At 65.5% G+C, this 15,423-nt stretch carries 15 protein-coding genes and 1 tRNA gene; 8 read left to right on the top strand and 8 right to left on the bottom strand.

The window, feature by feature from the left end; all coding sequences use genetic code 11:
* The first annotated feature begins 110 nt into the window (after positions 1–110).
* The 5 genes from L8F96_RS07770 (at position 111) to L8F96_RS07750 (ending at position 5,478) form a co-directional block, all read left to right on the top strand.
* Complete coding sequence (locus L8F96_RS07770; RefSeq protein ID WP_136451231.1) at positions 111–434, top strand: hypothetical protein; 324 nt, start codon at positions 111–113, stop codon at positions 432–434.
* A 71-nt stretch (positions 435–505) separates the two neighbouring features.
* Complete coding sequence (locus L8F96_RS07765; RefSeq protein ID WP_125945000.1) at positions 506–1,783, top strand: glycoside hydrolase family 130 protein; 1,278 nt, start codon at positions 506–508, stop codon at positions 1,781–1,783.
* 65 nt (positions 1,784–1,848) lie between these two features.
* Complete coding sequence (gene ppsA, locus L8F96_RS07760) at positions 1,849–4,272, top strand: phosphoenolpyruvate synthase (protein WP_417158959.1); 2,424 nt, start codon at positions 1,849–1,851, stop codon at positions 4,270–4,272.
* Entirely contained in the window at positions 4,272–5,264 is a 993-nt protein-coding gene (locus L8F96_RS07755; protein WP_334655701.1) for a 1-phosphofructokinase family hexose kinase, read from the top strand. The genes ppsA and L8F96_RS07755 overlap by 1 nt, the downstream gene beginning before the upstream one ends.
* A 55-nt stretch (positions 5,265–5,319) precedes the next feature.
* Positions 5,320–5,478, top strand: coding sequence for a hypothetical protein (locus L8F96_RS07750; RefSeq protein ID WP_164518885.1), 159 nt, complete (start codon positions 5,320–5,322; stop codon positions 5,476–5,478).
* A gap of 491 nt (positions 5,479–5,969) precedes the next feature.
* On the opposite strand, the gene L8F96_RS07745 is transcribed toward L8F96_RS07750, so the two are convergent.
* Entirely contained in the window at positions 5,970–6,449 is a 480-nt protein-coding gene (locus L8F96_RS07745; protein WP_125944998.1) for a DUF421 domain-containing protein, read from the bottom strand.
* Entirely contained in the window at positions 6,449–6,991 is a 543-nt protein-coding gene (locus L8F96_RS07740) for a hypothetical protein (RefSeq protein ID WP_334655700.1), read from the bottom strand. Before L8F96_RS07740 ends, L8F96_RS07745 begins: the two co-directional genes overlap by 1 nt.
* Before the next feature lie 318 nt (positions 6,992–7,309).
* Between L8F96_RS07740 and L8F96_RS07735 the strand changes: the two genes are divergently transcribed.
* The gene (locus L8F96_RS07735) at positions 7,310–8,260 is read left to right on the top strand and encodes a class I SAM-dependent methyltransferase (protein WP_334655699.1); all 951 of its coding nucleotides are present in this window, start codon (positions 7,310–7,312) and stop codon (positions 8,258–8,260) included.
* Between the two features lie 386 nt (positions 8,261–8,646).
* Here L8F96_RS07735 and L8F96_RS07730 read toward each other — a convergent pair whose 3' ends face one another.
* A complete protein-coding gene (locus tag L8F96_RS07730; RefSeq protein ID WP_334655698.1) occupies positions 8,647–9,126 on the bottom strand; it encodes a DUF6680 family protein in 480 nt (159 codons plus the stop codon).
* A 138-nt stretch (positions 9,127–9,264) separates the two neighbouring features.
* Positions 9,265–9,341 (bottom strand) — tRNA-Arg (locus tag L8F96_RS07725).
* A gap of 59 nt (positions 9,342–9,400) precedes the next feature.
* On the opposite strand from L8F96_RS07725, the gene L8F96_RS07720 reads away from it, so the two are divergent.
* Positions 9,401–10,141, top strand: coding sequence for a queuosine precursor transporter (locus tag L8F96_RS07720; RefSeq protein ID WP_334655697.1), 741 nt, complete (start codon positions 9,401–9,403; stop codon positions 10,139–10,141).
* Positions 10,142–10,187: 46 nt separating this feature from the next.
* Here the strand turns inward: L8F96_RS07720 and purQ are convergent, their stop codons facing one another.
* The 4 genes from purQ to L8F96_RS07700 all read right to left on the bottom strand — a co-directional run bounded on the left by purQ (position 10,188) and on the right by L8F96_RS07700 (position 12,927).
* Positions 10,188–10,853, bottom strand: coding sequence for a phosphoribosylformylglycinamidine synthase subunit PurQ (purQ, locus tag L8F96_RS07715; RefSeq protein WP_334655696.1), 666 nt, complete (start codon positions 10,851–10,853; stop codon positions 10,188–10,190).
* Entirely contained in the window at positions 10,850–11,080 is a 231-nt protein-coding gene (purS, locus tag L8F96_RS07710) for a phosphoribosylformylglycinamidine synthase subunit PurS (RefSeq protein ID WP_046410691.1), read from the bottom strand. Before purS ends, purQ begins: the two co-directional genes overlap by 4 nt.
* Positions 11,081–11,141: 61 nt before the next feature.
* Complete coding sequence (gene purC, locus L8F96_RS07705; RefSeq protein ID WP_046410689.1) at positions 11,142–11,921, bottom strand: phosphoribosylaminoimidazolesuccinocarboxamide synthase; 780 nt, start codon at positions 11,919–11,921, stop codon at positions 11,142–11,144.
* Positions 11,922–12,048: 127 nt separating this feature from the next.
* Entirely contained in the window at positions 12,049–12,927 is an 879-nt protein-coding gene (locus L8F96_RS07700; RefSeq protein ID WP_334655695.1) for an alpha/beta hydrolase family protein, read from the bottom strand.
* 197 nt (positions 12,928–13,124) lie between these two features.
* On the opposite strand from L8F96_RS07700, the gene parC reads away from it, so the two are divergent.
* On the top strand, positions 13,125–15,380 hold the full coding sequence (gene parC / locus L8F96_RS07695) for a DNA topoisomerase IV subunit A (protein ID WP_334655694.1): 2,256 nt from the start codon (positions 13,125–13,127) through the stop codon (positions 15,378–15,380).
* Positions 15,381–15,423: the final 43 nt, after the last annotated feature.

Below are 15,423 nucleotides of genomic sequence, written 5' to 3'. Positions count from 1 at the left end.
ATCGTCGGACGCGAAGGGTTGAAGAAGCAAGCGATCTGAAGTGAACTGGACGGCAGTTCGATCGCGACCATCCGGTTCCGGATCACACGACAGGCAAAGGAAGATCAAACATGAAGCCAGGCTTGTTTCTTGCCCCCTTGCTGCTGCTGGTCGCGGGATGTGACGGCACGACGGTCACGCAGGAAGCCGAACAGATCAACGTGGGCAATTACGCCAAGGAAGTGCTGGCGCTGCCCGAAGGCGATCTGCGCATCGTCCTGTTCCGGGCGATCCAGGACGCAGGGGTGCCGTGTCAGGGGGTGGTCAGTGCGGAGCAGGTCGGGACCAATCCGAACCGGCCGCAGTGGCGCGCCAAATGCACCGACGGCAGCTATAATCTGGTGACGGTGGATCCGAACGGCACCGCGCTGGTGATCAGCCCCAAGTCGCCCTGACCTTCGCCAACCAGGCCGGCGGGACAGGGGCAGGGCCCGGCTTCCGCGCCGGACGATGAAGGGAATGGATCATGTCGCAGGTCGTGTTCCGCGCCGACCCCTCGCACGTCGTGTTGCGGCCGTTCACCCCGGCCGACAATCCGTTTCCCAGTCGCGACGTTCCGCAGCAGCGCACGGCATTGGTGGTCGACCGTGTCAGCGCGCTGCCGCCCGCGACGGTCAAGCTTGAGCTGAACAAGCTGAAGGCGCAGCTGGCGAAGCGGCATTCTCAGGTGGACATGCTGCTGGAGCGGCGGTTCTATGCGGCGATTTCCCCGTCGGGTAGCGATCATACGCTGAGCGATGAACAGGTGCAGCTGATCGGCGGGTACCTGCTGGAGGAATATGCCGTCGAGGCGGCGGCGCTGTTCAATCCCAGCATCACCATCCACCCCGACCAGACCGACCTGCCGGCCAAGTCGATCCGCGTGCTGCTGACGCTCCGCGCGGTCGGCGAGGGGCATGTATCCTCCATCGTGTTCCGTGTCGGCACCGTCGGCCCGGGCGGCAAGGTCTGGTTCGAGGCCCCGGCCGAGCAGCTGGTGTCGGCCAAGTCGAGCCCGATCCCCGGGGGTGGGCGCGACGATCCGGCGATCCGGTTCGAGTGCGGGCCAGACCCTGACCTCTCGCGCTTCGTCCTGTTTCCCGTCGCCCCCGGGCATCGCCGGGGGCTGGAGGATCTCCGACTGACGCGCTTCATCGAGGACGATGGCAGCGTCGTTTATTATGGCACCTATACCGGCGTGGCGCCGGACGCGATCCGGCAGGAATTGATGCGCACGGTCGATTTTCGCACCTTCGATCTTGTGCCGCTGGAGGGCCGCTATGCGCACACCAAGGGCATGGCGCTCTTTCCCCGGCGGGTAGGCGGCTATTTTGCCATGCTGGGCCGGCAGGACCATGAGAATATCTGGCTGTTGACCTCCAACGACCTGTACCGATGGAACCGCGGCGAGGTGATCATCAAGCCGCGCTGGCCGTGGGAGTTCATCCAGATCGGCGTGTGCGGGCCACCGATCGAGATCGATGAGGGATGGCTGGTCATCACCCATGGGGTGGGCACGATCCGCAGCTACAGCCTGGGCGCCTGCCTGCTCGACAAGGACGATCCCAGCAAGGTGCTGGCGCGAACCGAGGAACCGATCCTGACGCCGATGGAGGGCGAGCGCGACGGCTATGTCCCGAACGTCATCTACAGCTGCGGGGCGCTGGTCCACGACGGCTGGCTGATCCTGCCGCATGGCGTGGCGGACACTTATGCCACGGTGACGACGATGAAGGTCGCGGACCTGCTCGCCCGCATGCGCTGACCGGCCACGTGCTATTGCGGATGTCGGTCGCCGGCAGGGTGAGCCAGCATGCGACAATGACCGACATGATCGATGGTGTAGCGCGCGACCAGGCGAGCCAGCCTGCAAGGCTGGTCGTCGCGCTGGATGAACTGCGCGCGACCGACGTGCCGCTGGTGGGCGGCAAAAATGCATCGCTGGGCGAGATGCTGCACGAGCTGAAAAGCCAGGGCATCCGCGTGCCCGACGGTTTTGCGACGACGGCCGACGCCTATCGCTATCTCCTGTCCGCGGCGGACCTCGGCGGCCAGATTGCGGAGGCGATCGGGGCGATGCGCGGCGGGCGCGCCACGCTGGCCGATACGGGCGAAGCGATCCGGATGCATTTGCTGGAAGCGGACCTGCCGGGGCCGCTCGCCGATGCGATCGTCGGCGCCTATCGCGACCTGGGTCGCCGCCACGGGATCGCGCGGCCATCGGTGGCGGTGCGTTCAAGCGCGACGGCCGAGGACCTGCCGGATGCAAGCTTTGCCGGGCAGCAGGAGACATTCCTGAACGTGCGCGGCGAGCGGGCGCTGCTGGAGGCGTGCCGGCGCTGCTACGCCTCGTTGTTCACCAATCGCGCGATCAGTTATCGTGAGACCAAAGGCTTCGACCATCAGTCCGTCGCCTTGTCGATCGGCGTCCAGTTGATGGTGCGATCCGACCTTGCAGGATCGGGCGTGATGTTCACCCTCGACCCCGAGACCGGCTTTCCCAATGTGGCGGTGGTCAGCGCTGCCTGGGGACTTGGCGAAACGGTGGTGCAGGGGAGTGTCGATCCCGACATCTTCACCGTGTTCAAGCCGCTGGCGAACGATTCCCGTTTCGTCCCGATTGTCGAGCACAAGCTGGGCGCGAAGGCGCAGAAGATGATTTTCCACCAGGGCGGCAGCGCGCGCACCAAGACGGTGGATACCTCGCGGATCGAGCGCGCGAGCTTCGTCCTGAACGATGCCGAGGTGCTGCAGCTGACCCGCTGGGCGGTGCTGATCGAGCAGCATTACGGCCGACCGATGGACATCGAATGGGCCAAGGACGGCGAGACCCAGGAACTGTTCATCGTCCAGGCTCGCCCGGAAACGGTGCAATCCGCGCGGCGGGGCGAGGTGGTGCGGACGTGGCATTTGAAGGAAAAGGGCCCCGTGCTGACCACCGGCGCTGCGGTCGGCGACATGATCTGTTCGGGCGAGGCGTGCATCATCCGCTCGCCTGCCGATATCGGATCGTTCCGCGACGGATCGATCCTGGTGGCGGAAACGACCGATCCCGACTGGGTGCCGATCATGCGCCGGGCGGCGGGGATCATCACCGATCATGGCGGGACCACAAGCCATGCGGCGATCGTCAGCCGCGAACTGGGCGTGCCGGCGGTGGTGGGCACCGGGGACGCCACCTCGCTGATCGCGGATGGCGCCGAGATCACCCTGTCGTGCGGCGAAGGCGACATCGGCAAGGTCTATGCCGGCGAGCTTGCCTATACGATCGACGAGATTGCCGTCGCCGACTTGCCGCAGGTGCACACCGAGTTGATGATCAACTCGGGTGACCCGGCGCAGGCATTCCGCTGGTGGCGGTTGCCGATCCAGGGCGTCGGCCTTGCGCGGATGGAGTTCATCGTCTCCACGTTGATCAAGGTGCATCCAGTGGCGCTGATCCACCCGGATCAGGTGACCGACGAGAACGATCGCCGCGCCATTGACCGGCTGATCGCCGGGCACAGCAGCGGGGCGGATTTCTTCGTCGAAACGCTGGCGAGCGGGATCGCCAAGATCGCGGCGGGGCAGATGCCCAAGCCAGTGATCGTCAGGCTCAGCGACTTCAAGACCAACGAATATCGCCACTTGCTGGGCGGGGCGGCGTTCGAGCCGGTCGAGGCCAACCCGATGCTCGGGTTCCGCGGTGCATCGCGCTACGCCCATCCGCGCTACCGCGACGGGTTCGCGCTGGAATGCCGGGCGCTGCGGCGCGCGCGCGAGAAGCTGGGCATGACCAACATCATCGTCATGGTGCCGTTCTGCCGCACGATCATGGAAGCGGAGGCGGTGCTGGCGGAAATGTCCCGCCACGGGCTGGAGCGGTCCGACGGCGAGCTGCAAATCTACATGATGTGCGAAATACCGTCGAACGTCGTCCTGGCGGAGGAATTCAGCCAGCGGTTCGATGGCTTCTCGATCGGGAGCAATGATTTGACGCAGCTGGTGCTTGGCGCGGATCGCGATTCCGATCTGCTCTCCACCCTGTTCGATGAACGCGATCCCGCGGTGCTTCGCACGATCAGCGACTTCATCCGTCGCGCCCATGCCGCGGGCCGGAAGGTCGGCATCTGCGGCCAGGCGCCGAGCGACCATCCGGAATTCGCCGCCTTTCTGGTCGGCGAGAAGATCGATTCCATCTCGCTCAATCCGGATTCGTTCGTGCGGACCCTGGGGCATGTCGCGAAGGCGGAAGCGACCTTTGCCGGGGCATGATGGCAAAGGTCGTCACGCTTACGCTCAACCCCTCGCTTGACGTCAGCACCTCCACTCGGGAGGTCAGGCCGACCGACAAGCTGCGCTGTGCGGAGCCAGCCTATTACCCCGGCGGCGGCGGGATCAACGTCGCCAACCTGATCCACGCGCTGGGCGGCGACGTGCTGGCGGTGGTGACCGCCGGGGGCCCGTTTCGGGCGCGCTTCGAGGACCTGCTGCTGCGCACGGGTACGCCCTTCGCCTTCATTCCCATCGCCGGGGACACGCGCGCGAACCTGACCGTCGCCGAGGGGCAGAGCGGCAACGAATACCGCTTCGTCATGCCGGGCCCAGTGCTCAGCGCCGCGGAACAGCAAAGCTGCATCGACCGGGTGAAAGGGGTGCGGCCGCCGCCGGAGTTCGTGGTGATCAGCGGCAGCCCCCCGCCCGGGGTAGGGCCGGAGCTGATCGAGCAGCTGGGCGAGTGGTGCAACATGGTGGCCGCGCGGCTGATCCTGGACCTGCCGGGCGATCATCTGCGCACCAGCGGCGCGCGCCGACCGTTTCTGATCAAGCCCAATCTGCGCGAGCTGGAACTGCTGGTCGGCCGCAAGCTGATGGGCGAGGCGGAGGAGGCGGCGGCAGCGGCGGCGCTGGTCGAGACGGGGTTTGCCGAGGTCGTGCTGGTATCGCTCGGGCCGCGCGGGGCGCTGCTGGTGAGCCGGGAGGGCGTCGAGCGGATCGTGGCGCCGGCGGTCAAGGTGCGCAGCGCCGTCGGCGCGGGCGATGCGATGGTTGGCGGCACGACATGGGGGCTGTCGCAGGGTTGCTCGCTGGGTGAGGCGGCCCGCTTCGGAGTCGCCGCCGGCTCCGCCACGCTCCTTACCAGTGGCACGCAGGTTGCGGCGCCAGAGGCGATATACGGCCTGTTCGAAGGGCTCCGGCCCGAGCGATCGGTGCTGGCGACGCGCTCACGGCCCGCCCGATCGTCGGTCGATCGGGACTCTACGTAATTCCTTTTCGCCGTACGGCCGTAAGATCGGATTCGGTTTTAGTTCAGAGGATCCGATGCGCAGCGACGTCGAATATGCCATCTTCCGCGCCCGTGCCGAACTGACGATGGTGCGTCGGGCACGCAGCACCGAGGCGCGCACCGCGCATCTGGAACTGGCGCGCCGCTATCTCGCGCAATGCCCCGGAGAGGGGCCTTCACGCGAGCTGCGCTGATCGGCTGCGCTGAATAAGGGCGAGCGGCGTCACGCTGTGCGTCGCCGGCTGCCCTTGCTGCTATCCTCGTGCTGTCGCTTTCCCGTGGTCGCTTGCTCCGTCGGTTGACCGTTCCGGTTGCCGCCTCGGCTGGCTGCCCTCCTTTGCCGAGGCGGCAATTGCCATCTAGGCGATGCGTCGTCCCCGATGCACTACGTAAATCACCCTAAAGATGAACGGGTGGTGTGACCCCGCGGTTCGGGCATTTTTGCGCGCTATTGGCGGGAGAAAGATGCGAATGTTGCGGCCGGTGAGCGAGCGGAAGCGTGCTTTTTCTGCGACATCATGAGCGTCGACTTGCGCGATCATTTGGGTAACTTCGGCTGAGCCATCGCTGGCGGACTCTCATGCGCACCCTCCGCACGAAGGGCGCGCGATGCTGCGGTGAAAAGCCTTGTCGATTGTTCGTTTACCATTGGACGGTGCGAAGCTGTTTCCTGCGCGGCCGTCATTCACGCGGCGGCATCGTCCTCCTTCTGGTTCACGTCGCCGTCATCCTTGCGAATGAAGCTGATCTTCCCCTGGGTTTCCAGGATCGCCCATGCGACATCCTTCATGCGCGCGATGCCGGCGAGGCGCATTTCCGCCTCCACCTCGCCACGCGTGATGCGGTCGCGGCGAAGGTTCGCCTCGATCAGCTCGCCGTCGCGGATGATCACCTGCGGCTGACCATCGAGCAGCTTCTCAAGCCGCGGCGAGAGATAGGTCGCCCAGCTCATCACCAGCGCCCAGAAGGCAAAGGTCGCGATGGCGAGGATCGAGCCGGTGAGGCTGAAATCGTTGTGCGTCACCCCCTGCTGCACCAGATCTCCCATCACCACGATCACGACCAGTTCGAAGGGGGTAAGCTGGCCGATCTCACGTTTTCCCAGCAGGCGGAGCAGCAGGTATAGCGCGGCGAAGGTGACGCTCGCCCGAAAAACGATATCCATCAGGGCAGCACCGGGATGGAGAGAGCGATCGCGCTCAGCCGGGTGTCGCCGTCGAGCAGGGTGATGGTTCCGGCAAGCCGCCCGACGAGCGGCGGATTGGTCTGGCCGTCGATCTTGATCTCCAGCGTGTCGCCAGCCTTCAGCGCGGGATAGTCGAAGCGATATTGCCCGTCGGCGAAGCTTTCATCGCTGGGCGCCGGAATCTGGCTGTTGATCGTCAGGTCACGCCACAATGCGGCATCGATGCCGATCACCGGCTTGGCGATGTCCTGCCGCGCGACCACCCGGATATGCGTTTCGAAGAACAGGCCGCTGCGCAGCGGGCGGGCAACCTTGACCTCCATGACCGCTGCCGGCGCATTGATCGTGGTGACCGGCGCCGGCGCGCCGCCCAGCGCACCGGTCATCCCCGTCGCGACGATCGCACCCAGGATGATGAAGGCGAGCGGGCTGGCGTGGGCGCGCAGCCCGCTGACCGGTTCGGCATGGCTGGGATCAAGCCCGTCCGGAAAAGCCGCGTCATCCTGCCTGGCTGTCGCCATATCTGCTCCCTGCTGGCGCCCTCTGAGCGAGGCGCCCGGGGCATGAACACCCGGATCTGGCCGGCGGTTTCGTGCGGTGTCCCCGGGCTGACCTGCGCGCACCGCCAGCATCATCAGCGCGCCCGTGATGATCATGCGCCGCGACGCGCCGACCATGCCGTAATCGGCAGGATGGCGCGTGACATCCATTATGGCTGCAATCGTGCGACCGTGAGCGGCCAACGTGTTTAGACATGCCCGGAATGCCGCATGTGTTCGATCAACCGGGCGTATCGACCGGACGAACAATCAGCGGAGACCCGAAGAAGAGGACTGTCCGTGGCCGTATTGCTGCACAAGATCGCCGACGTGGGCGCGACCGCACTCGGCGGCATTGCTGCCCCGGCATTACGCTTCATGGGAAAGCATCATAACCGGATGACGCGGTTCCAGGCGTTGCAGGATCGTGCCGGATTTCAGGTGCGGACCACGCATTATTACGAGCCGACATATGCGGAGCATGATCTCCCCGCAGACACGCAGAAGGCTCGTTTCCTGCCCGGCTTCGACATGAACGAGGGCGAACAGCTCGCGCTGCTGCGGTCGTTCCGCTTTGCCGAGGAGCTGCGTGCGTTCCCGGACGAAAAGCCGCGCGAGGACGAATACGGATACGACAACCGCATGTATTCCTATGGCGATGCGGAGATCCTCTACAACATGATCCGCCTGAAGAAGCCGGCGCGGATCATCGAGATCGGATCGGGCCAGTCGACGCTCGTGGCCCGCGCCGCCATCGCGGCGAACAGGCGGGACGACGAGGGCTATACGTGCGCCCACATTTGTATCGAGCCGTATGAGATGCCCTGGCTGGAGCGAACGGGCGTCACGGTGGTCCGGGAGCGGGTGGAGGACCTGGATCTCGCCTTCTTCGATGCGCTCGACGCCAACGACATCCTGTTCATCGACAGCTCGCACGTCATCCGCCCCTGGGGCGACGTGCTGCGCGAATTCCACCAGATCGTGCCCAGCGTGAAGAGCGGCGTGATCGTGCATGTGCACGACATCTTCACGCCCTATGACTATCCGGAGACATGGCTGCGCCAGGATCGCCGGCTGTGGAACGAGCAATATCTGATGGAATCGTTCCTCTGCTACAATTCGCAGTTCAAGGTCATCTGCGCCAACCATTGGCTGAAGCAGCAACGGTTCGATGAATTCATTGCTGCGTGTCCGATGACGGCGGAGCATCCAGATGCGAAGCCGGGCGGATTCTGGTTTCAGCGTATCTGAAGCGCTATCGGCGCTGCGGGTACGCACTCATGCGCGCGCGGGCTACGGCGGCGTGGAATCGCGTCGTCCAGCGCAGTTCAATCGTTAGCACCTCGGTTGATCGCGTGCTGCTGGCCCCAAGCTTAGAAGGCTTGTCAAGGCGCATTCGGAAATGTTCCGGAATGGCGGAAAAGATTAGCTTATTTGTCCCGGGTGGTCCGGGATCGTTGCGCAATATCCGCGGCGGCGCTCAACTACCTATTTGAAAAGTCGGACGTGGTGCTCGCCTTGTGAAAACGTGCCCAAGCTGACCCCTAACGGAGAACGGTGATGCGATTAATAGCGGTTGCCGCATAGACGGAAGCTTACCAGCGGCACAATTTCACCATCACACTTGGTGTGCAGCGTTACCTGTGCTGCTTTGCAACCTCTGAAGCGTTTCGCCTCGCGATTTTCTCCTCTGCCTCAGCCAACGCTGCTTCGTCCAAGCGGCCGATGGCAGTGGGGTAATATCCCGCGCGAACATCAAAGCCAGTGATTATCGAGCCAAGACCAAGAGCCCGCGCCACGGTTTCAATTAGGCCGTGATAGCGTTCGATAATACGTTCTGAATTGACCGGCTGCTGACTTACAGCCTCAAAAAACAGCCGTCTGGCATCCCTCACCTCAGCGTGGGCCGCAAACGCGACGTCCACCGAGTTGATAGCTGCCCGCGCCTCAGGGTTTAGGATTTCCGCGCGGCACCGCATGAGTGTCGCAAAGACGTTCATTTGAAAACGCTGCAACTCTTCCGTTGCTTGGTTTTGAGCCCTCAGTCGTTCCGCGAATTCAGCTGCCATTTTGGGCGCCCGCCAGGCTATTACTAGCGCAGCTATCGCCGCCACCATCGTCAGGACTGAACTCGCGGCGCTTACCCAATCAGTTATGGAAGGTTGCAATCGAGCACTCCCCGAATCAGTGGCGCTACCTATCCGCTACATGATCGATCGCCACTGGCTCACACTAGCGCATAAGTTACTGAGAGATGGCGCGCCCGGCAGGAATCGAACCTGCGGCCCCAAGCTTAGAAGGCTCGTGCTCTATCCAACTGAGCTACGGGCGCGCACGCGATGTGCGTTAGCGTGGATTGCCGACGCGGGAAACCGTTGCCATGATCTTTCCATGGACGAGGCAACGCCGCATCGCGTGACAGCATCTGCGCTGCACGGCAAGAACCTGCGCTATTATGACTTTGTCATGGCGGCGTTCGTCGCCATCCTGTTGCTGTCCAATGTGCTTGGCGCGGGCAAGGTTGCGCAGGTCTGGCTGCCCGGCGTCGGCTATTGGCCGTTCGGCGCGGGCATTTTGTTCTTTCCGGTCAGCTATGTGATCGGCGACGTGCTGACCGAAGTCTATGGCTATGCCCGCGCGCGGCGCGTGATCTGGGCCGGCTTTGGCGCGACGGTTTTCATGGCGTTGATGGCATGGGTGGTGGTCGCGCTGCCGCCGGCGCCCGACTGGACCAACCAGGCGGCTTATGAGGCGGTGTTCGGGCAGGTGCCGCGGATCGTGGTCGCCAGCATGTGCGCCTTCTGGGCGGGCGAGTTCGTCAATTCCTACGTGCTGGCGCGGATGAAGGTGGCGACCGGCGGCAAGCATCTGTGGATGCGAACGATCGGATCGACGGTGGCGGGGCAGGGGGTCGACAGCCTGATCTTCTACCCCATGGCCTTCTGGGGCGCGGAGGGGTGGACGACGCAGCTCGTCCTGACGGTGCTCGTCACCCAATGGGTGCTGAAAGTGTCGTGGGAGGCGCTGCTGACGCCGGTGACGTATGTGGTCGTGGGCTGGTTGAAGCGCGCGGAGGGCGTGGACGTCTATGACGACGGGACGGACTTCACGCCCTTCGGCGCGAGCGTCTGACAGCGCGCTGGAGGGGCGGCGGCATAGCGCACCGCCCCGTCCGGCTTCAGCCGATCTTTTCGAGCAGACCTTCGAACAGGCGGCGGCCGTCGAGCCCGCCATGCGCGCTTTCGACGCGACGCTCGGGGTGCGGCATCATGCCCAGCACGTTGCCGGCATCATTGAGGATCCCGGCGATCCGCCGCGCGGAGCCGTTGACGTCCTCGGCATAGCGGAACGCGACGCGCCCTTCGCCTTCGAGCCGGTCGAGCGTCTCCTGATCGGCGACGTAATTGCCGTCGTGGTGCGCGACGGGGACGGTGATCGTCTCACCCGCGGCATAGCGGCTGGTGAATGCGCTCTGGCTGTTGTCGACGGTCAGCGCGACATCGCGGCAGACGAAGTTCAGCCCGGCGTTGCGCATCAGCGCGCCCGGCAGCAGGCCAGCCTCGGTCAGCACCTGGAAGCCGTTGCAGACGCCAAAGACGGGAAGCCCGCCGGCGGCCTTGTCCGCTACGGCGCGCATGATCGGCGACCGCGCGGCCATCGCGCCGGAGCGCAGATAGTCGCCGTAGGAGAAGCCGCCCGGCACGGCCAGGAGGGACAGGCCCTCCGGCAGCTCCGTTTCGCGGTGCCAGACCATGATCGGCGGCGTGCCGGTGACGCTTTCGAGCGCCACGGCGATGTCGCGATCGCAGTTCGACCCCGGAAAGACGACGACCGCTGTCTTCATGCGCGCTCCACCCGGTAATTCTCGATCACCGTATTGGCGAGCAGCTGGCGGCACATCGCGTCGACCTGCGCGTCATCGACCGTGTCGGCGACGTCCAGCTCGATCAGCTTGCCCACGCGGGCACCCTCGACACCGGCGAAGCCGAGGCCCGACAGTGCGTGTTCGATGGCCTTGCCCTGCGGGTCGAGCACGCCGGGCTTGAGCGTTACGTAGATGCGAAGCTTCATGCCGTGGCCCGCTATTCGATGCGGTCGCGGATCGCAACCGTTGCTGGTGTCCAGCCGGGGCTTACTTGCCCCGGCGCTCGCGATGCTCGGCCATGTCGAGGATCGCCGTTTCGCCACCTTCGGGCAGCAGGCCAAGCCGGCGGGCGACCTCCTGATAGGCCTCCACCTCACCGCCGAGGTCGCGGCGGAACCGGTCCTTGTCCAGCTTCTCGTTGGTGGTCATGTCCCACAGGCGGCAGCCGTCGGGGCTGATCTCGTCCGCAAGGATGATGCGGCTGTAGTCATTGTCCCACACGCGGCCGAACTCGAGCTTGAAGTCGACCAGGCGGATGCCGACCGCGCCGAACAGGCCCGAGAGGAAATCGTTTACGCGGATCGCCAGGTCGGCGATGTCGTGCATCTCTTCCTGGCTGGCCCAGCCGAACGCCGCGATATGTTCGTCGGAGATCATCGGATCGCCGAGCGCATCGTCCTTGTAGCAATATTCGAGGATCGTGCGCGGCAGCTGGGTGCCTTCCTCGATCCCGAGCCGCTTGCTGAGCGAGCCGGCGGCGACATTGCGGACGATCACCTCGATCGGCACGATCTCGACCTGGCGGATCAGCTGCTCGCGCATGTTGAGGCGGCGGATGAAGTGGGTCGGCACGCCGATGTTGCCGAGCAGGGTGAAGATGTGCTCCGAAATCCGGTTGTTCAGCACACCCTTGCCGTTGATCGTGCCCTTCTTCTGGGCATTGAAGGCAGTGGCATCGTCCTTGAAATATTGGATCAAGGTGCCGGGTTCGGGACCCTCGTACAGGATCTTCGCCTTGCCTTCGTAAATCTGCCGGCGCCGCGCCATCGCATCACCCCTGAAATGGACAGCCCCGGCGACGCGACGGAAGCGGCGCGGCCGGGGCGGGAATGGCGAGGCCTATACGGGAAGGGGCGTGCGCACGCAATCGGATGCGGATTACCGCGTAGCGCGCTTAGTCGCGCATCCCGAGCGCCGTGCGGATTGCCGTGCGGGTTGCCGCCCAGGCTGCGGTATCAGGCGTGACCAGCTCGACATGTCCCGTTTCAGGCACGGTGACGAGCGCGACTCGATCGCCGGCAGCGGTGGCGCGCGCGACATAGTCGGTCGCCATCCGGTACGGGATGATGCGATCCTCGCGCCCGTTGATCAGCGTCTGCGCAACGCCGAGCGGGAAGAGGCGGGGGACGGAGGTGTCGGCATATGGATCCGCCCGATCGCTGCCGACCAGCCGCTCCACCACCTTTATGCCGCAGCCATTGTCGGGGCTGGCGGCGGTCGCCTCCAGGTCGGGCAGCCCGCCGAGGCTGATGACATGGTGGATCGGCAGCGGTGTGGCGGTGTGCAGCGGGCTGGATCGCGGCAGCCGCGACCGGCCGGCGAGCCACAATGCGAGGTGGCCACCGGCGGAATGGCCCACGGCGACGACGCGCGAGGGGTCGAGGCGGAAGCGTGCCGCCTCCGTCAACAGACGGTCGGCCGCCGCCGCCGCGTCGGCGAAGGTGCCGGGATAGCCGCCGCCCGCCCGGTCGACCCCCCGGTAATCGATGTTCCACACGGCGATGCCCGAGTCGCGCAGGTCGCCGGCCACCCGGTCCATCAGCGTGCGATCGGCGATCGAGGTCTGCCAGCATCCGCCATGGACCATCAGGACGACGGGATGCGGGCCGGGCCCGGCGGGCACCCACACGTCCACCTTCTGCATGTGGTCCGCACCATAAGCGACCGTGGCGTCCGCCGCCGGGCGGGGGCGACTGGTCAGGTCGTCCCAGGTGAGCGGCTTGAAGGACGCGGCTTCCTGCGCGGCGGTTTTCTGATCGGTCTGGGGCGGCATGGCTGGGGCGGACCATGGCGCAGCCAGCAGGGCGCAGGCAAGCGGCAAGGCCACTCTGAATGTGCGGCGGTTGGTACGGCGTGGCGCGATTGGGGAGGCGGGCATGGCCGCTATCTGTGGCACGGCACGCAGGAGCCGCATAGATCGGTGTGCGGAACGGTTGTGGAACATGGCCGACGCCTGCTAGCACGCCCGCCATGCCGACTGATGCGACCGTGCTGCCCCCCGACAATCCGCCTGTCGGCGTGTTCGACGCGCCGTTCGATTCCGCGCTGTCCGAGCGCTATCTCGTCTATGCGCTGTCGACGATCACCGCGCGATCGCTGCCCGATGTTCGCGACGGGCTGAAGCCGGTTCATCGGCGTCTGCTGTGGGCGATGCGGCTGCTGCGGCTCGATCCGACGCAAGGGTATAAGAAATGCGCGCGCGTCGTCGGTGACGTGATCGGTAAATACCATCCGCATGGTGACCAGTCGGTCTATGACGCGATGGTGCGGCTCGCGCAGGATTTCGCGCTGCGATATCCGCTGGTCGACGGGCAGGGTAATTTCGGCAACATCGATGGCGATAATGCCGCGGCCTATCGTTATACCGAGGCGCGGCTGACCCAGGTCGCGATCGACCTGATGGACGGGCTGGACGAGGACGCCGTTTCCTTCCGCCCGACCTATAATGGCGAGGAGCAGGAGCCCGAGCTGTTCCCCGGGCTGTTCCCCAATCTGCTGGCGAACGGGGCGAGTGGCATTGCGGTCGGCATGGCGACGTCGATCCCGCCGCACAATGCTGCCGAGCTGCTCGACGCCGCCATCGCGCTCATCGACGATCCCGCGGCCGATCCGCTGGCGTTCGTCCACGGGCCGGATTTCCCCACCGGCGGCTTGCTGGTCGATCCGCCGGCGATCATCCGCGAGGCCTATGCCACGGGCCGCGGCGCATTCCGCGTGCGGTGTCGCTGGAGCGTGGAAAAGGAAAAGGGCGGCGGCTGGCAGATCGTGGTCAGCGAGATCCCCTATGGCGTTCAAAAGGGCAAGCTGATCGAGCAGATCGCCGGCCTGGTGAATGACAAGAAGCTGCCGATCCTGGCCGATGTGCGCGACGAATCCGACGCGGAGATCCGGCTGGTGCTGGAACCGCGCAGCCGCACGGTCGATCCGCAGGTGCTGATGGACGGGCTCTACCGCCTGTCCGATCTCGAAACGCGCGTGCCGCTGAACCTCAACGTGCTCGACGCGCGGCGCACCCCGCGGGTGATGAGCCTGGCCGAGGCGCTCGCCGCCTGGGTGGAGCATCAGTTCATCGTGCTCCGTCGTCGTACCGAGCATCGGCTGGGCAAGATCGCCGATCGGCTGGAGCTGGTGAAGGGTTATATCACCGCCTTCCTCAACCTCGACCGGGTGATCGAGATCATCCGCACCGAGGATGAGCCAAAGGCCGTGATGATCGCCGAGTTCGACCTCACTGACCGGCAGGCCGAGGCGATCCTCAACATGCGGCTGCGCAGCTTGCGCAAGCTGGAGGAGATGGAGCTGAAGCGCGAGCAGGCCGCGCTGGAAAAGGAGCAGGCGAGCCTGCAGTTGCTGCTCGGTTCCGACCAGCGGCAGCGCACGCGGATGAAGAAGGATCTGGCGACGATCCGTGACCGCTATGGTCCGGAGACGGCGCTGGGCAAGCGGCGCACCACGCTGGAGGAAGCCGCGCCGGCGCGCGAGATCCCGCTGGAGGCGATGATCGAGCGCGAGCCGATCACCGTGATCCTGTCGCAGCGCGGCTGGATCCGCGCGATGAAGGGGCATGTCGAGCTGGCCTCGGCCGAGACGCTGAAGTTCAAGGAGGGCGACGGCCCCGCCTTCGCCTTCCACGCGCAGACGACGGACAAGCTGCTGCTGTCGGCGGAGAACGGGCGCTTCTACACGCTGGCGGCGGACAGGCTTCCCGGCGGGCGTGGCTTTGGCGAGCCGGTGCGCGCGACGATCGACCTCGATGGCGGGATCGGCATCGTGCGGCTGCTGAAGGCGGAGCGCGACGGCAAGCTGCTGGTCGCGGCGAGCGACGGGCGGGGCTTCGTGGTGCCGGTCAACGACGTGATCGCCGAAACGCGCAAGGGCAAGACGGTGGTGACGCCGCGCCCGGGCGCGCGGCTGTCGGTGGTGCGCCCGGTCGGCAAGGACGACGATTATGTCGCGGCGATCGGTGACAATCGCAAGCTGGTGGTGTTCCCGTTGAGCGAGTTGCCGGAAATGACGCGGGGGCAGGGCGCGCAGCTGCAACGCTATCGCGATGGCGGGCTGAGCGATGCCATCACCTTCCGCTATGCCGATGGGATCAGCTGGGCGATGGGTGGCGAGACCGGGCGTACACGCACGGAGAGCGACGTGTCGCCGTGGCGTGCCGCACGTGGTGCTGCGGGGCGGATGCCGCCCACCGGCTTCCCGCGCGACAACCGCTTCACCTGAAATCTTCTTCGATTTAGCGAAACTTAACGCGCGCGGGGGTAGC

It is taken from the genome of Sphingomonas panaciterrae (assembly GCF_036890205.1).
In the GTDB taxonomy this organism is placed as follows: Bacteria; Pseudomonadota; Alphaproteobacteria; order Sphingomonadales; family Sphingomonadaceae; genus Sphingomonas; species Sphingomonas panaciterrae.
Note: the sequence above shows the minus strand (reverse complement) of the source record. Positions and strands in the feature narration are given on the sequence as shown.

Bases quoted from the DNA above. Each gene is read 5' to 3' on its own strand.
- purS (WP_046410691.1), bottom strand. From the start codon at position 11,080: ATGAAGCTTCGCATCTACGTAACGCTCAAGCCCGGCGTGCTCGACCCG.
- parC (WP_334655694.1), top strand. From the start codon at position 13,125: ATGCCGACTGATGCGACCGTGCTGCCCCCCGACAATCCGCCTGTCGGC.
- ppsA (WP_417158959.1), top strand. From the start codon at position 1,849: ATGATCGATGGTGTAGCGCGCGACCAGGCGAGCCAGCCTGCAAGGCTG.
- purQ (WP_334655696.1), bottom strand. From the start codon at position 10,853: ATGAAGACAGCGGTCGTCGTCTTTCCGGGGTCGAACTGCGATCGCGAC.
- L8F96_RS07720 (WP_334655697.1), top strand. From the start codon at position 9,401: ATGGACGAGGCAACGCCGCATCGCGTGACAGCATCTGCGCTGCACGGC.
- L8F96_RS07745 (WP_125944998.1), bottom strand. From the start codon at position 6,449: ATGGATATCGTTTTTCGGGCGAGCGTCACCTTCGCCGCGCTATACCTG.
- L8F96_RS07755 (WP_334655701.1), top strand. From the start codon at position 4,272: ATGGCAAAGGTCGTCACGCTTACGCTCAACCCCTCGCTTGACGTCAGC.
- L8F96_RS07765 (WP_125945000.1), top strand. From the start codon at position 506: ATGTCGCAGGTCGTGTTCCGCGCCGACCCCTCGCACGTCGTGTTGCGG.
- L8F96_RS07750 (WP_164518885.1), top strand. From the start codon at position 5,320: ATGCGCAGCGACGTCGAATATGCCATCTTCCGCGCCCGTGCCGAACTG.
- purC (WP_046410689.1), bottom strand. From the start codon at position 11,921: ATGGCGCGGCGCCGGCAGATTTACGAAGGCAAGGCGAAGATCCTGTAC.
- L8F96_RS07730 (WP_334655698.1), bottom strand. From the start codon at position 9,126: ATGGTGGCGGCGATAGCTGCGCTAGTAATAGCCTGGCGGGCGCCCAAA.
- L8F96_RS07740 (WP_334655700.1), bottom strand. From the start codon at position 6,991: ATGGCGACAGCCAGGCAGGATGACGCGGCTTTTCCGGACGGGCTTGAT.
- L8F96_RS07700 (WP_334655695.1), bottom strand. From the start codon at position 12,927: ATGCCGCCCCAGACCGATCAGAAAACCGCCGCGCAGGAAGCCGCGTCC.
- L8F96_RS07770 (WP_136451231.1), top strand. From the start codon at position 111: ATGAAGCCAGGCTTGTTTCTTGCCCCCTTGCTGCTGCTGGTCGCGGGA.